This window comes from uncultured Winogradskyella sp. (genome assembly GCF_947498005.1).
Classification (GTDB): Bacteria; Bacteroidota; Bacteroidia; order Flavobacteriales; family Flavobacteriaceae; genus Winogradskyella.
In genome coordinates this window covers 408,528-424,681 of record NZ_CANMIW010000002.1, presented here as the reverse complement: position 1 = coordinate 424,681, position 16,154 = coordinate 408,528, and the positions used below count along the sequence as shown (strand labels likewise).

Below are 16,154 nucleotides of genomic sequence, written 5' to 3'. Positions count from 1 at the left end.
CATTTTTAGAAAAAAGAAAACTGAGTTCTCTACTTACATATTACGACGATACTGACCACCTACTTCAAACAACGCTGAGGTTATTTCTCCTAAACTACATACTTTACAAACATCCATTAAGGCTTCAAAAATATTTTCGTTATTAACGGCTTTGTTTTGTAAGTCTTTAAGCATCGCTTTAGTATCATTTGCTTTATGTAAATTCTCTAAAGTTTTAATCTGAAATTGCTTTTCTTCTTCTGTTGCTCTAATGACTTCCGCAGGAATTACTGTGGGAGAACCTTTAGAACTTAAAAATGTATTTACACCTACAATTGGGAACTTCCCGTTGTGCTTTAAGGTTTCATAATACAAACTCTCTTCTTGTATTTTACTACGTTGGTACATCGTTTCCATAGCTCCTAAAACACCACCACGTTCTGTAATTCTGTCAAATTCTTGTAATACGGCTTCTTCAACTAAATCGGTTAATTCTTCAATAATAAAAGAACCTTGAATTGGATTTTCGTTTTTATTTAATCCTAACTCTTTATTGATAATTAATTGAATTGCCATAGCACGTCTTACCGATTCTTCTGTTGGCGTTGTAATAGCTTCATCGTACGCATTAGTGTGTAATGAGTTACAATTATCGTAAATAGCGTATAAAGCTTGAAGCGTTGTACGTATATCGTTAAAGTCAATTTCTTGAGCGTGTAAACTACGTCCAGACGTCTGAATATGATATTTCAACATTTGCGCTCTTGCATTTGCACCATACTTATTCTTCATGGCTTTGGCCCAAATTTTACGTGCTACACGACCAATTACTGCGTATTCTGGATCGATTCCGTTTGAGAAAAAGAACGATAAGTTTGGTCCAAATTTATTGATGTCCATACCACGACTTAAATAATATTCCACGTAAGTGAAACCATTAGATAACGTCAATGCTAACTGTGTAATTGGGTTAGCGCCTGCTTCTGCAATATGATATCCAGAGATAGACACCGAATAAAAATTACGTACATTATTCTCGATAAAATATTCTTGTACATCTCCCATTAATCGAAGTGCGAATTCGGTAGAGAAAATACAAGTATTTTGTGCTTGATCTTCTTTTAAAATATCTGCTTGAACCGTTCCTCTTACTTGCGCAATGGTATTCTTTTTAATCTCTGCATACACATCTGCTGGTAATACTTGATCTCCTGTAACACCCAATAACATTAGACCTAAACCATTGTTTCCTTCTGGTAAATCACCATTATAAGTAGGACGTTCTTTATCCTTATAAAGTTTTGCAATTTTTGCTTCGACGTCGTCTTCAAGACCATTCTCTTTAATGTAAAATTCACATTGTTGATCTATGGCAGCATTCATAAAGAAACCTAACAACATTGGTGCTGGTCCATTAATGGTCATACTTACCGATGTCATAACGTTTGCTAAATCGAAACCAGAATATAGTTTTTTAGCATCGTCTAAACAGCAAATACTAACTCCTGCATTACCTATTTTTCCGTAGATATCTGGACGTAAATCTGGATCGTTACCATAAAGTGTTACACTATCAAAAGCGGTGGATAAACGTTTTGCTGGTAAACCTGCACTCACATAGTGAAAACGTCTGTTGGTACGTTCTGGCCCACCTTCTCCTGCAAACATACGTGCTGGATCTTCTCCTGTTCGTTTAAAAGGATATAATCCTGAAGTATATGGGAATTCTCCTGGTACGTTTTCTTGTAATGTCCAACGCAATAAATCGCCCCAAGCTTGGTATTTTGGTAAAGCTACTCTTGGAATTTGTAAGTGAGAAAGCGACTCAGAATGTGTTTCAATTTTAATCTCTTTATCTCTTACTTTAAAGCTATAGATTGGATTTTTATATTTATTTACTTTTTCGTCCCAACCAGTAATAACTTCCCAGTTGTAAGGATCTAAGTTTAATTTTACACGGTCGAATTCAGCTATAAGGAGTTTTATAAAGGTCCTATTGTCATCCTGAACTTGTTTCAGGATCTCGTCTTGATCTAGTCCTTGCTTGCCAATAAGAGATATCTCGACTGTACTCGATGTGACATCCATTACGGAACAAATAGTTTTGTAAATTCCGTACAATTTCTGTGCAACTTCAACTTGTGTGTTAGCTGTTTTATCATAAGCACGGTTATTTTCAGCAATTTCAGATAAATAACGTGTTCTACTTGGAGGAATTACAAAAATCTTTTCACTCATTTCATCCGAAATATGGAAAGTAGATTTTAAGTCAGAATCTGCTTTTTCAACCAACTTATCCATGATGGCTTTGTAAAGCGTATTCATTCCTGGATCGTTAAATTGTGATGCAATTGTACCGTAAACAGGCAATTCTTCTTGAGGTGTATCCCAAAGATTGTTATTACGCATGTATTGTTTTTTTACATCGCGTAAGGCATCTAAAGAACCACGTTTATCAAATTTATTAATGGCAACTAGATCTGCAAAATCTAGCATATCGATTTTTTCTAATTGTGTTGCAGCACCAAATTCTGGTGTCATAACATAAAGTGAAACATCAGAATGCTCAATAATTTCAGTATCAGACTGTCCAATTCCTGACGTTTCTAGGATAATTAAATCATATTCTGCAGCTTTTAAAACCTCAACCGCTTCATTAACATATTTAGATAATGCTAAGTTAGATTGACGTGTTGCCAAACTACGCATATAAACTCTTGGAGAATTAATAGCATTCATACGAATACGATCACCTAAAAGTGCACCTCCAGTTTTACGTTTAGAAGGATCTACAGATACTAAACCAATTGTTTTTTCTGGAAAATCTATTAAAAAACGACGAACTAATTCATCTACTAAACTAGATTTTCCTGCGCCTCCAGTTCCTGTAATTCCTAAAACTGGAGTTCTAGAATCTTTATTTTTAATATGAATTTTATCTAAAGTGTCTTTTGCAACTTCTGGAAAGTTTTCGGCAGAAGAAATCACTCTAGCAATTGCTTTTGGGTTTTTAGTTGGAAGTATTTCTAATTCGTCATTTAAAGTATCTCCAATCGCAAAGTCGGATTGTTCTACCAAATCGTTAATCATGCCCTGTAAACCCATCGCACGACCATCATCTGGAGAGTAAATTCTAGCGATTCCGTAATCCATCAATTCTTTAATTTCAGAAGGTAGAATCACACCTCCTCCACCTCCAAAAATTTTAATATGTTCTGCACCTCTTTCCTTTAAAAGATCGTACATATATTTAAAATACTCGTTATGACCACCTTGATAAGAGGTTAAACAAATAGCATTAGCATCTTCTTGAATAGCTGTATTTACAACCTCATCTACACTTCTATCATGCCCTAAATGGATGACTTCAACACCTGTAGATTGAATAATACGACGCATTATATTTATAGATGCATCGTGTCCATCAAATAAAGAAGCAGCAGTAACTATTCTTACTTTATATTTTGGCTTATATGGTATAGCTTGTATCATTCTTAAAAAATAATCTGTTTTAGGCTTGCAATTTACGGATTATTCAAAAAATTACAGCAATAATCAACAAATATCTAAAACTTAAAGAAAGTCTGTATCGCTTACATTTTTAATTACTTTTATCAGCTCATTCAAGTTTAATTTTATGCAGAAAATAACCTTACTTATTAATTGCGAAGATCAGTCTAATATTATCGCTTCGGTGACCAATTTTATGGCTTCAAACGATGGTAATATTGTTTACATAGATCAGCATGTAGATAGAGAGCAAAACATCTTTTTTATGCGATTAGAATGTGAGTTTTTATCTGATTCATTTTCTATTGAAGCTTTTAAAGAATTATTTAGAAGCACTTTAGTTGATAAATTTAAGCTAAAATGGCGTATTTATGCTGCGGAGAAGAAACCAAAAATGGCTTTATTTGTATCAAAATACGACCATTGTTTATATGATATTCTTGGCCGTTATAACTCTGGAGAATTATTCCTTGAAATTCCTTTTATATTAAGTAATCATATGGATTTAAAACCTATTGCAGATAGTTTTAATATTCCATTTTATCATGTTCCTGTTACAAAAAGCACAAAACAAGAAGCCGAACAACAGCAATTAAAACTTTTAGAAGCCAATAATATTGACTTCATAGTTTTAGCGCGTTATATGCAAATTGTCTCTGAAACTTTAATTGATAAATATCCTAATAAAATCATTAATATTCATCATTCTTTCTTACCTGCTTTTGTTGGCGCAAAACCATATCATTCTGCTTACAAGCGTGGTGTAAAAATTATTGGAGCAACGAGTCATTATATTACAGAAGAGCTAGACGCAGGACCTATAATTGAACAAGATGTTGCACATGTTTCTCACACACATTCTATTAAAGATTTAATTGCCAAAGGACGCGACTTAGAAAAAATAGTATTGTCTAATGCTATTAAACTTCATGCGAATAGAAAAGTGATGGTTTTTAATAATAAGACGGTTATTTTCTCTTAAATATTTTCCTAAAAACTGAATTAGTTTCAGCAACAAATCTTAATAATATAAATAATTCGTATTTTTTATGTTAAAAATTTGAATTATTTCATATATTGCCACACCCTTTATTGATTATTCACAATCAAATCTTCCAAAAAGCAATACTTTATTCATTAGCAGGTATCCTAACTAAAAGTTAATGTGACCATTCTTATATTATTGTATCTAATAATATGCAAGGAAATATTTTTCTTGTTGAACAAAATGTTATCTATTAACTAATTTAATTATTTTATCCATGAAACAAAAGCTATTATTATTGGTGTGTTTTATAGCCGGAATTGGCTTCTCACAAGCACAAGGTTTACCAACCAATCCAGAACCAGGAAAATGTTACGTAAAATGTATCACTAAAGATTCTTTTAAAGAAGTAGAAGAAACAATACAAACGTATCCTGCTTACACAACTTTGAAAGTTGTACCTGCAACATACAAAACTGTAGAAGAAAGCGTATTAGTAAAAGAAGCTTCTAAAAAGTTTGTTTACGTACCTGCGACTTACGAAACAGTAGAAGTACCTTACGTTAAACAAGAAAGCCGTACAGACTTAAAAGTTGTACCAGCTTCTTTTGGTAACGATTCTAGAACATTTGAAGTTTACCCTCAAACTTCAGGATGGGAATACAAAATATTAGAAGATTGTCCTTCTGTAAATAAAGATGATTGTGTTGCTGCTTGTTTCGTTGAGTATCCTGCACAATCTAGAGATGTTGGATTTACAACATTATCTTCAGACGCTAGTACAAACTCTGTACCTGTAGCTGAACAAACGACATCTTACAAAAAACGTGTTATCAAAACACCTGCAAGAATGGATGAAATTGATATTCCTGCTGAGTACACTACTATTAAGAAAAGAGTTATTGACACGCCAGCTTCTACTACTACGAATACAATTGCTGCACAGTACCAAACTGTAACGAGAACAGTATTAGACAAAAAAGGTGGAATTACTACTTGGGAAGAAGTTGAATGTGAATTATTAGATCCTAATGTATTACCAGTTTATTACGAATTAGGTAGTGCAAGATTAACAGGAGCTTCTAAAAAGACAATTGATAGTACTTTATTACCAATCTTAACTGATTCTAACGTAAGTATTGAAATTATGTCTCATACAGATTCTAGAGGTAACGATGATTTTAACCAATCTTTATCTCAACAAAGAGCTAATTCTGTAGTAAACTATTTAGTATCTAAAGGTATCTCTAGAAGCAGATTAACTGCAAGAGGATTTGGAGAAACTAAATTAAGAAACAGATGTTCTAATGGCGTTGACTGTTCTGAGTCTCAACACCAAAACAACAGACGTACAGAATTTAGAGTTATCAGTAACTAAGAATTACGTATTACAACCGCATAAAAAAGCTCCTTATTTAAGGAGCTTTTTTTTGTATATGATAAACAGGATATGATACTATTTTCTTTTCTGCAGTGATACCGAAGTTATCTTCTAAATCAGACTGCATCAACTGAAAGAACTTATAATGAAAGTCCCAATCATGTAGAGAAAGGCTTACCAAATTATCTTCTGGTACAATTATTGGCATATCTAAAACGTAAGCCAATTGATAAGCCACATCTCTTAAGGATACATTATCTGCTTTTATTTGAGCATCACCAACCAAATATTTGGCATTATTACTTCCCCAATCTATTTGTTTGGTATCCCAAAACTTTGAGGCATCTGCTACAAAACTAATCCCTTCACCTTCATTGTATTTTCTAACAACACCGAGATTCATTTCATTAACAAGTTTAACAGCCAAATTTTCATTTGTATTCAAAGGTTTTTTAAAATAAACCTCGTAATTAGTATTAAGACTCTCATCTAAGATAATCTGATTTTTATAAATTTTTGCGAGATAACCCACGATTTGCTTTAATGATCCTGTTAATTTTAAATAATCTTTAGCATCTACTACTGCTAATTCATCTACCTTATGATCTAGTGCTTTTATCTCTAACGCTTCACTTGGCACATATTCTGAAACAATATCCTCTTCAATAACTTCTACACTAAAAAAAGAGTTTAATGATGATTTAGAAGACTGCTGTCTTAAAAAACGAGAAACAACTTCCTTCTTCAAATCTGGTGCGCCACCTCGCCATAATACTTTTCCTTGGCTATTAAAAAGTACGCCATCTGGCAATACAGCAACTTCATAATTTTTGAACGTTTCTTTATTATAATCAATAGCTATTGCCAAGTCAGCAGGCTTCTTTTTTAAAAAACGTTCTACAACTAAAGGGTTCTCTGAAGTTAATGAAACAATATATAAATCGTCTGGAAACTGCTTTTGTAATACGCCTAAATGCTCCTTTGCTGTTATACAAGGTCCACACCAAGTCGCCCAAAAATCGACAAAATATAACTTATTATTTTCTGCAGATGCAATCTTAGATTCCTGTAAAAATTCTGAAACTTTAATCTGGCTTTGAACATCATTGCCAAAACCGATAAAAATTAACAATACAATAAGGATTCTGTTTCTAATTAATTCCATTAAATATGATAGTTTTGTTAACTGTAATCAAATATGATGCTAAAGTAATAATTTGAAAAATTAAATAGGCTTTTAAAAATATTACTATTAACAATTATTGGTTAATAATTAAACCTAAAAGGCTCTACTTTAGTATATATTTGCAAAAAATAAAAAAACATTATCATGAAACGATTATTAGCAGCATTCCTTTGTTTTACATTATTTTTTAACTCTTGTGACGAATTACAAGAAGTTGTAAACCAAATACCACAATCTGGAGGCGTACTTAGTAGTACTGATATTGCATCTGGATTAAAAGAAGCATTAGATCTAGGAATAGACAAACAAGTTACCAAATTAACGCAAGAAGATGGATTCTTTAAAAACGAATTAGTAAAAATAGTATTACCTGATGATTTACAAAAAGTAGATTCTGCTTTACGTAAAATTGGATTAAGCAGTCTTGCTGACGAAGGTTTAAAAGTTCTTAACAGAGCTGCAGAGGATGCAGTAAAAGAAGCAACTCCTATTTTTGTAACGGCAGTTAGCGAAATGACTTTCGATGATGCAAAAAACATCTTGTTAGGTGAAGACAATGCAGCTACATCTTACTTAACAACTAAAACAGAAACTGCGCTTTACGACAAATTTAAGCCAGTTATTGAGAATTCATTTAGTAAAGTAGGTGCAGATCAAATTTGGACAAATCTTATTACAAAATACAACAATATCCCATTAACAAACAACGTAAATCCTGATCTTACAGATTACGTAACTAACGAAGCACTTAAAGGTGTATATACTATGATTGCTGTTGAAGAGAAAGAAATTAGAACCAAGGCTTCTTCTCGTACTACAGATTTATTACAAAAAGTATTTGCATTACAAGATTAATTACATTTAATCGTTAGCTAATATTAGGTTAACATACATCTCATATAAATCAAATATTTTTGCTGTGCAAAAGATTGAGTTAGTAGTTGGTCTTTAGTTAGATTAAGATTGTTAGTTTAAAGTCGGTATTTAGAGAAGTATCGACTTTTTTGCACCTACACATTTAGTGTTTTGAAATACTCATAGGCCTTTAACAAGCGACTTCCATACCAAGAAAACATTTCGCCATCTACAATTTTGACTTTTTTAGTTGGGAATTTCTGAATAAACTCTAAAACATGTTCTTCCTTAAAAGGAAAAGGTTCACTGGATAAAAATATAATATCGGCTTCGGCTAAGTTAGAATTATCTAACTCAATTTCAGGATAGCGTTTTTGATTTTTAAAGGCATTTGTAAAACCCGCTTCACTCAGCATTATATTTATAAAATTATCTGAAGCCGCAACCATCCAAGGCTTTTTCCAGATAAAGTAAGCCACTTTTATTTCTTCGTTATTTTTTTGATGAAGCTGAAATTCCACTCGTTCCGCTTGAATAGTAGTAGTTAATTCTGACGCCTTAGTTTCTACACCACAGATTTCGCCATACATTCTAATTAACTCAAAACAATCTTCTAGATTAAAAATATCACTGATATGAATTGGCGCAACCCCTTCCAATTCTTCAATTATTTCCTTTGTGTTTTCTTCTTTATTACAGAGAATAAGATCTGGGTTTAAATCTTTTATTTTTTTAAGATTAATTTGTTTGGTGCCACCAACTACGGCTTTAGAAATTCTAAGATGTTTAGGATGAATACAAAATTTAGTAACACCAACGATTGAAGCTTCTAAACCCAAATCTACAAGCAATTCCGTTTGAGAAGGCACTAACGAAATGATTCGTTTTGGCGTCCCATTAAGTTTAATATCTCTTTTTAGTTGGTCTGTGTAATTCATAAAAGTATATCAAAATTAGTAACAGAGACTAACAATCCTGGCGATTTAAAACAACGAAACTAAAACCTAATATAATAATTGGACTTTAACTATTTGTATTTAACTCAATAGCCATTTGCAATTGTAAATCTTCCGCTTTTTTAGCGGCAGCTTCCGCAAAATCCATTTTGTTTGAAGCATAAATAATTCCTCTTGAAGAATTAATTAACAAACCAACTGAATTATTCATTCCATACTTGCAAACCTCTTGCAGGTTTCCACCTTGTGCACCAACACCAGGAACAAGTAAAAAATTATCTGGAATAATATTTCTTATATCTCCTAAAAATTCAGCTTTAGTTGCACCAACAACGTACATTAAATTTTCAGAGTTTTTCCAAGATTTGGAAGTCTCTAAAACCTGCTTATACAATTCAACACCATCCACAGTCTTTGTTTGAAAATCAAATGCTCCTTGATTAGATGTTAAGGCTAAAAGTATGGTATGCTTATCTTCAAAAGCTAAGAAAGGTTCTACCGAATCTTTTCCCATATAAGGTGCAACCGTTACACTATCAAACCCTAAATCTTCAAAAAATGCTTTCGCATACATGGTGCTTGTATTACCAATATCGCCTCGTTTAGCATCTGCAATGGTGTAAATTTCGGGATGATTTTCGTTTAGATAGTTGATTGTTTTTTCTAAAGCTTGCCAACCTTTAATTCCGTATGCTTCGTAAAATGCGGTATTTGGTTTATATGCAACACACAAATGATGCGTTGCATCTATAATTGCTTTATTAAAAGCAAAAATGGGATCATCCTCTTTTAATAAGTGCTTCGGAATTTTATCTAAATCAATATCTAAACCTATGCAGAGAAAGGATTTCTTTTTGTTAATTTGGGTTGTGAGTTGAGTTGTTGTCATTTAAAAATTAATTAAAACTGTACCTAATATATGTGCTTCATTTACAAATCCTCTATACCTTGAATCATAAGAATTATCTCTATTATCTCCTGAAAAAAAGTACTTCCCCTCTGGTATTACAATGGGTCCAAAATTATTAAAATTCCAATTAGAATGATTAAGAAAAATGGCTTTAGATAAACTTTCAATACCCATGTAATAGTGTCTTTCTAATTTTACAGGAAGTGTTTTTACAAACGAATCATCTAAAAAAACTTTAATTGTATCTGCTCTATAGTGCGAATTTAGTTCAGGATTTATAACATTATTTTTTATATATGTATCATAATCTTGAGGTAACATCTTATACAAGAATCTTAAATCTAGGTCTTCATCAATATTTTTTCCATTAACAAAATAATTCCCATTCTTACATTCTAATGTATCCGCTGGTATCGCAATTAATCTTTTCACTATTGTCCAACCGTCTAAACTATCTGAATATTTAAAATATGCAAAGTCTAATCGTTTTGGCTTTACTAAACTAGAACCTAAGATTGTAGTTCCAACTTTTAAATTTGGTTCGCTTGAAGTTGAACTTATACTATACGTCCTAATGACTCCAGACCATCTAAACAACATCACGAAGACTATAAATGCTGCAATGAGAAATATGATTTTTTTCTTGTCCATAAAAAAAGCCTCAAAAAGAGGCTTGTGTTTATATTACATCATCACTAGCTTTCAACAACTCTGTGTTTTCAGCTAACATTAATTCGTCTATAATTTTCTGAATATCACCATTGATAATATTAGATAAATCGTAAAGCGTTAAACCAATTCTATGATCTGTTACTCGTCCTTGTGGATAATTGTACGTTCTAATCTTTGCAGATCTATCACCAGAGCTTACCATACTTTTTCGTTTTTCAGAATCTGCTGCTTGTTGCTTGGCTAATTCTAAATCATATAAACGCGAACGTAATACCTTTAATGCTTTTTCTAAGTTTTTATGTGAAGATTTTTGATCTTGACAACTAACAATCATTCCGGTTGGCTCGTGATGCAGCTTTATTGCAGAATAGGTTGTATTTACGGATTGACCACCAGGACCTGTAGACGTTGTACGCTCAATACGTACTTCTGTCATGTCTAATTCATAATCAAACTCCTCAGCTTCTGGCAGTACCATAACGGTTGCAGCACTTGTATGAACACGACCTTGGGTTTCGGTTTGTGGTACACGCTGTACACGGTGAACACCAGCTTCAAATTTTAATGTTCCGTATACGTCTTCACCAGAAACTTCAAAAATTATTTCTTTAAATCCACCAGATGTTCCGTCACTCTGACTTACTACATCCACTCTCCAGCCCTTATCGCTACAGTATTTAGAATACATTCTATATAAATCACCTGCAAAAATACTGGCTTCATCTCCACCTGTTCCTGCACGTACTTCAACTACAACATTTTTAGCATCATCTGGATCCTTAGGAATAAGCATAAAACGAATTTCTTCTTCTAGCTTATCTATAGTTTCTTTAGCCTCCTCTAATTGCATTTTAGCCATATCTACCATTTCGGCATCAGAACCATCTGCAATAATTTCTTCGGCCTCAGTAACATTGTCTGTAGCCTCTTTATAAATTTCGCCTTTATCTACAATTAATTTAAGATCCTTATATTCTTTCATCAGCTTTGTATAGCGTTGCTGATCTGATATAATATCTGGTTGAATAATAAGGTCATTTACCTCATCAAAACGTTGTTTTATTATTTGTAATTTCTCTAACATGGCTCTTCAAAAATTGGAATTCAAAAATACAATTTTTTTAAGATAAAAGGTGACTAACTAAAACTAGTTAAGCACATTTTACTTTTATAATAAAGAACAGAGTTTTAGTTGTGATATATGGCTAAAAATGAAAGCTTCAGTTTTCACTGAATAACCAAAATCTTTTAAACTAGAGGTGTTAAAAAAACATCTCTCAGTCGCTCGAGAAATAAAACGGATAAAAGAAGCGTTAAATATGTAATATGTATCGGTTCCTAGCTATACTATCTTTTTATAAACCGTTTGTGGTTTGGTCTTTTGTGATTACTGTGGTTGTCTCATTTTTTAATGCACAGATAGCACCAGCAATAGCAACCAAATTGTTTCTTACGGTTTTTGCGTGGTATTATGTGAGCGAAACTCCTAATAAACGCAAATTGACGTTTTATAAAAACATAGGAATTTCGCCATTTAAGCTTTTTTCAATTATGTTTTTAGTAGATTGTTTACTAACGGTTATTTACTTAACCATTTTTAGAGAGTTTACTTAAACACTTATATTTCTAGAACCCAATATTAATCGCACTAAAGGAGCGAATTTATATGAATTAAATGATTTTTGAATTAGACAATGTAGAACTTTACTTTAAGAACAAACGCATTTTAAACGGTATTTACCTAAAGGCTGAAACAGGAAAAGTAACAGCTATTTTAGGAAGCAATGGCTGTGGAAAAAGTAGTTTGCTCAACATTGCTTTTGGTAACCTGAAACCAAAATATAAACTTATTAGAATTGACAACAAACCTATACTAAAACCATTATACGCTACAGGAATCGCTAAATATTTACCTCAATACAACTTTATTCCAAGTAGTTTTAAGTTATCATTCATTTTTAAATTATATAAAATGGAATGGCAGTTGTTTTCAGAAAACTTTGAATCGCTTGCTAGCTATGAAAATTCAAAATTTAAAAATCTGTCTGGAGGCGAAAGACGAATAATTGAAACCTACATTATTCTTAAGGCTAAGTGCGACATTGTTTTTTTAGATGAACCTTTCTCCCATATAGCACCTTTATATATTGAAACTGTGAAAAAGTTAATTACTGAAGAAAAGAAAAACAAAATAATTATTATAACGGATCACATGTATCAGCACATTATAGATACTTCGGATACCATTTATCTTCTAAAGAATGGAGCGACTAAAAAAATTAATGCGTTAACGGAACTAGAAGACTATAAATATTTAAGTGAAGGTAGCCTTTAACAACCAAAAATTACGAGTTTGAATTAGACTTCAAAAAGTTATCTAAATCGACAACTACACCAACACCCAAAATTTGTTTCCATTGTAATTTTGGCCCAACAATGACATTTTCTTCATTTGTCATTTCATTGGTTTCAACTTCAACTTTAATATCATTATCATATCTCAAATGTGAGCCTAACGACGCTTTTACAAATTTATTAACCTTCATGTCTAAATTAAGTTCCCATTCTAAATCTATATTACCAAAACTATTAATGTAATCCGTGTACAGTCTTAAAAGACTAGTCACTTTAATGTTTTCAAAAACTTCTTGCTGATATTGATTAGTTAATAAAATTCCTAATTCTTGCTTAATCTTTTCACCATCCTTAACAATGTTTCCCTCTAGGTCATAAATTGCAGGATCAACACCAAAAGCACCTTTATTAGCCAAATCATCATCTAAGACAAAAGTGGTTTTTAAAGTAAAAGGCGACCCATAAAAAGACATACGTTCTATAAATCTTCCGTATTCCATACCTACTCCAAAAAACATGTAACCTGGCGCTAAAAACTTAGATATTGGATTATCTCTATCAGGATAATTAAAACCATTGGCTAACTGCGTATTTATACTAAACTTTGAAGAATAGAACCAATTACTTTTTGGATCTTTCTCTAAACCTATATTAGAAATGACTTCTATGGCATCGTCAGTTTTGCGTAATTCTCGTCCTTCTTGCTTATTTAATCCGTAATTAATATTAAAGTTAGAGTTCCAAAACCATTTTTCTTGTTTGTATTTTGCTGAAGCTTTCCCTGTTAAAATTCCGGATATTGAATTGGTACCACCAGAATTCCAATTAGTAAAAGAAACTTGATTTAAGTTAAAACCAACTTCTTTTTGTGTTCGCCAACCTAATATTATCTGATCATTTTTTTTCTTTTGAAAGAACAAAGAATTTGGTTGTGCACACAACACGCTTGTACATAAAATAAAAGCACTAAATATAAACCACGAATAGTTTTTCATGTCTGAAAAAAAAATTAAACTTAATATGTAAACGTACCGTATTCACTGGTAATCGTTAACTTCTTTTTCTCTAAAGCTTCTACTCTACCAATAATTTTGGCATCAACATTGAATGTCTTAGAAATCTCTATAATAGCATCTGCTACTTCTGGTTTTACATACAATTCCATGCGATGACCACAATTAAATACTTGATACATTTCTTTCCAATCTGTTTTAGATTGTTCTTGAATCAGTTTAAATAACGGTGGAACAGTAAACATATTATCTTTTACAATATGTAGATCATCAACAAAATGAAGAATTTTGGTTTGTGCTCCTCCACTACAATGCACCATTCCGTGAATGTCGTTACTATTATATTTATCTAAAATTGCTTTTATAATTGGCGCGTAAGTTCTGGTTGGTGATAGTACTAACTTACCTGCATCTATTGGTGTATTCTCTACACTATCAGTTAGTTTTGTTTGGCCAGAATACACTAAATCTTCTGGTACAGCAGCATCAAAACTTTCAGGATATTTATTAGCTAAATATTTAGAAAACACATCGTGTCTAGCAGATGTTAAACCATTACTACCCATGCCACCATTATATTCCTTTTCATAAGAGGATTGACCGAATGATTCTAAACCAACGATAACATCTCCTTCCGTAATATTAGCGTTATCTATAACATCGCTTCGTTTTATACGAGCAGTTACAGTAGAATCTACAATTATGGTTCTAACTAAATCACCAACATCCGCAGTTTCTCCACCTGTAGAATGAATTGTGACTCCGAAGGACTTTAGATCTTCAATTAATTCTTCTGTTCCATTAATAATTGCAGAAATAACGTCTCCTGGAATTAAATTTTTGTTTCTTCCTATGGTAGAAGACAACATAATATTATCCGTTGCCCCAACACATAGTAGATCATCAATATTCATTATCAATGCATCCTGAGCAATACCTTTCCATACAGAAATATCTCCAGTTTCTTTCCAATACATGTAGGCTAAGGATGATTTTGTACCAGCACCATCTGCATGCATTATTAAACAATAATCATTATCGTTTGTTAAATAATCTGGTACTATTTTACAAAAGGCTTTAGGAAATAAACCTTTATCAATATTTTTAATTGCATTGTGAACATCTTCTTTTGAAGCTGAAACACCTCTTTGCGCATATCTTTTACTAACCGAATTACTCATGGACATTTGTGTTGGTGGTACAAAAGTAAGAATTGCGTTTAATTATATGGAACGATTAGGTTGGAATTAATTACTGTTTTTAATTTTCTTTGATACATTTCCTTTTTCTTTTTACCACCAAAATAAACATGAAGCCCTAATCCCACTCTTATAAACGAATCATCAGTATCTCCACTTATTAATCCATCGAGTTCATCTGTGAATGTATAATTGTATTCTCCAAAAAGCTTAAGGCCCAATTTTGTGGTTATAATATACTCTAGCCCAAAACCAGCCTGAGCTTTATTTGTAGCAGTTTCAAAATAATTTGCAGCATTATAGCCACCACCAACATAAAGAAAAGGAGAGAATTTTGTAAAAGGACTTAATAGAAATTCCGCATTGAGATCAAAAGACATAAATCCTTCGTTATAAGTATCATTTATAGCAACGTTATACTTATTAAAAGTTAAACCCAAACTTAAATGACTAGTTATATGCTTTTTATAACCCACTCTAAAATACGATTCATAATCAAAGTCAGGATAATCTATATCTAAGATTGAAGAACCAATGGCTAAATCTATTGAGTTTGTTCCTCTACTGTTGTAAAAAGCATATCTGTGCTTGTTTATTCTATCTGCTTTTAGTGTAGACTCCTGAGCACTGACAGAATTTAAACAAACTAGTGGTATTGCAATGCAATTTATCAAAGCATTGAATTTTAAAGTCATAAACCTTATATTAGAAATAAGCTTATGTCATTATAGATAGTGAGGCGGCTCGCAATATAGAAAATAATTCAGCACATAAAAGCACCAACTTAATTATTCTGTAAAACAAAGAAAGGATAAAACCGATATTCGATTTTATCCTCTATGTTAGTGGTAATAAATACCTTAGGTTTATCTTAAAATTAAGATTCCGCTTGAAGCGAAGATTGAATGTTAACAACATCTTCAGTTGTCACTTGATTTAAATCCTCAGATTTATCTTGTGAAAGAACTAATGTTGCTCCAATAAGTATCGCTACACTAAGTAGTAACTTTTTCATTTTATAAATTATTGATTAATAGCGAGACAAAAATACGACATAATCAGGCTTATAAAATGACTCCACTGAATAATTTAACAACTTTAAGCCACCTTTTCGATAACTAGTTTAATGTCATCGACAAACGACACATAATAA

Annotated in this window: 15 protein-coding genes; 5 read left to right on the top strand and 10 right to left on the bottom strand. The window is 32.1% G+C overall.

Annotated elements, in window-relative coordinates:
• Positions 1-33 precede the first annotated feature (33 nt).
• A complete protein-coding gene (locus Q0891_RS05225) occupies positions 34-3,471 on the bottom strand; it encodes a methylmalonyl-CoA mutase family protein (protein ID WP_299099426.1) in 3,438 nt (1,145 codons plus the stop codon).
• 145 nt (positions 3,472-3,616) lie between these two features.
• Here Q0891_RS05225 and purU point away from each other — a divergent pair, with 145 nt between their 5' ends.
• Both purU and Q0891_RS05215 read left to right on the top strand, forming a co-directional pair.
• Entirely contained in the window at positions 3,617-4,471 is an 855-nt protein-coding gene (gene purU / locus Q0891_RS05220) for a formyltetrahydrofolate deformylase (protein WP_299099424.1), read from the top strand.
• Positions 4,472-4,751: 280 nt separating this feature from the next.
• Complete coding sequence (locus tag Q0891_RS05215) at positions 4,752-5,852, top strand: OmpA family protein (protein ID WP_299099422.1); 1,101 nt, start codon at positions 4,752-4,754, stop codon at positions 5,850-5,852.
• Positions 5,853-5,889: 37 nt separating this feature from the next.
• Here Q0891_RS05215 and Q0891_RS05210 read toward each other — a convergent pair whose 3' ends face one another.
• Positions 5,890-7,020, bottom strand: coding sequence for a TlpA disulfide reductase family protein (locus Q0891_RS05210; RefSeq protein WP_299099420.1), 1,131 nt, complete (start codon positions 7,018-7,020; stop codon positions 5,890-5,892).
• Between the two features lie 165 nt (positions 7,021-7,185).
• Between Q0891_RS05210 and Q0891_RS05205 the strand changes: the two genes are divergently transcribed.
• Positions 7,186-7,896 (top strand): DUF4197 domain-containing protein, encoded by a 711-nt coding sequence (locus Q0891_RS05205; protein ID WP_299099418.1) that lies wholly within the window; start codon positions 7,186-7,188, stop codon positions 7,894-7,896.
• 155 nt (positions 7,897-8,051) lie between these two features.
• On the opposite strand, the gene Q0891_RS05200 is transcribed toward Q0891_RS05205, so the two are convergent.
• The 4 genes from Q0891_RS05200 to prfA form a co-directional block, all read right to left on the bottom strand.
• On the bottom strand, positions 8,052-8,834 hold the full coding sequence (locus Q0891_RS05200) for an ABC transporter substrate-binding protein (protein WP_299099417.1): 783 nt from the start codon (positions 8,832-8,834) through the stop codon (positions 8,052-8,054).
• Positions 8,835-8,919: 85 nt separating this feature from the next.
• Positions 8,920-9,741, bottom strand: a complete 822-nt coding sequence (pyrF, locus tag Q0891_RS05195) for an orotidine-5'-phosphate decarboxylase (RefSeq protein WP_299099415.1) — start codon at positions 9,739-9,741, stop codon at positions 8,920-8,922.
• Positions 9,742-10,413 (bottom strand): signal peptidase I, encoded by a 672-nt coding sequence (lepB, locus tag Q0891_RS05190; protein WP_299099413.1) that lies wholly within the window; start codon positions 10,411-10,413, stop codon positions 9,742-9,744.
• A gap of 28 nt (positions 10,414-10,441) precedes the next feature.
• Positions 10,442-11,518, bottom strand: coding sequence for a peptide chain release factor 1 (gene prfA, locus Q0891_RS05185; RefSeq protein ID WP_299099410.1), 1,077 nt, complete (start codon positions 11,516-11,518; stop codon positions 10,442-10,444).
• Between the two features lie 242 nt (positions 11,519-11,760).
• Here prfA and Q0891_RS05180 point away from each other — a divergent pair, with 242 nt between their 5' ends.
• Positions 11,761-12,048 (top strand): hypothetical protein, encoded by a 288-nt coding sequence (locus tag Q0891_RS05180; RefSeq protein ID WP_299099408.1) that lies wholly within the window; start codon positions 11,761-11,763, stop codon positions 12,046-12,048.
• Between the two features lie 61 nt (positions 12,049-12,109).
• Positions 12,110-12,769, top strand: a complete 660-nt coding sequence (locus Q0891_RS05175; protein ID WP_299099406.1) for an ATP-binding cassette domain-containing protein — start codon at positions 12,110-12,112, stop codon at positions 12,767-12,769.
• A 10-nt stretch (positions 12,770-12,779) separates the two neighbouring features.
• Here Q0891_RS05175 and Q0891_RS05170 read toward each other — a convergent pair whose 3' ends face one another.
• From Q0891_RS05170 to Q0891_RS05155, 4 genes are all read right to left on the bottom strand, one after another.
• On the bottom strand, positions 12,780-13,784 hold the full coding sequence (locus Q0891_RS05170) for a DUF3078 domain-containing protein (RefSeq protein WP_299099404.1): 1,005 nt from the start codon (positions 13,782-13,784) through the stop codon (positions 12,780-12,782).
• Between the two features lie 20 nt (positions 13,785-13,804).
• A complete protein-coding gene (locus Q0891_RS05165; protein WP_299099401.1) occupies positions 13,805-14,983 on the bottom strand; it encodes an AIR synthase related protein in 1,179 nt (392 codons plus the stop codon).
• Between the two features lie 38 nt (positions 14,984-15,021).
• On the bottom strand, positions 15,022-15,675 hold the full coding sequence (locus tag Q0891_RS05160) for an outer membrane beta-barrel protein (protein WP_299099399.1): 654 nt from the start codon (positions 15,673-15,675) through the stop codon (positions 15,022-15,024).
• A gap of 203 nt (positions 15,676-15,878) precedes the next feature.
• Positions 15,879-16,016: a hypothetical protein gene (locus Q0891_RS05155; RefSeq protein ID WP_299099397.1), complete on the bottom strand. Its 138-nt coding sequence runs from the start codon at positions 16,014-16,016 to the stop codon at positions 15,879-15,881.
• Positions 16,017-16,154 lie beyond the last annotated feature (138 nt).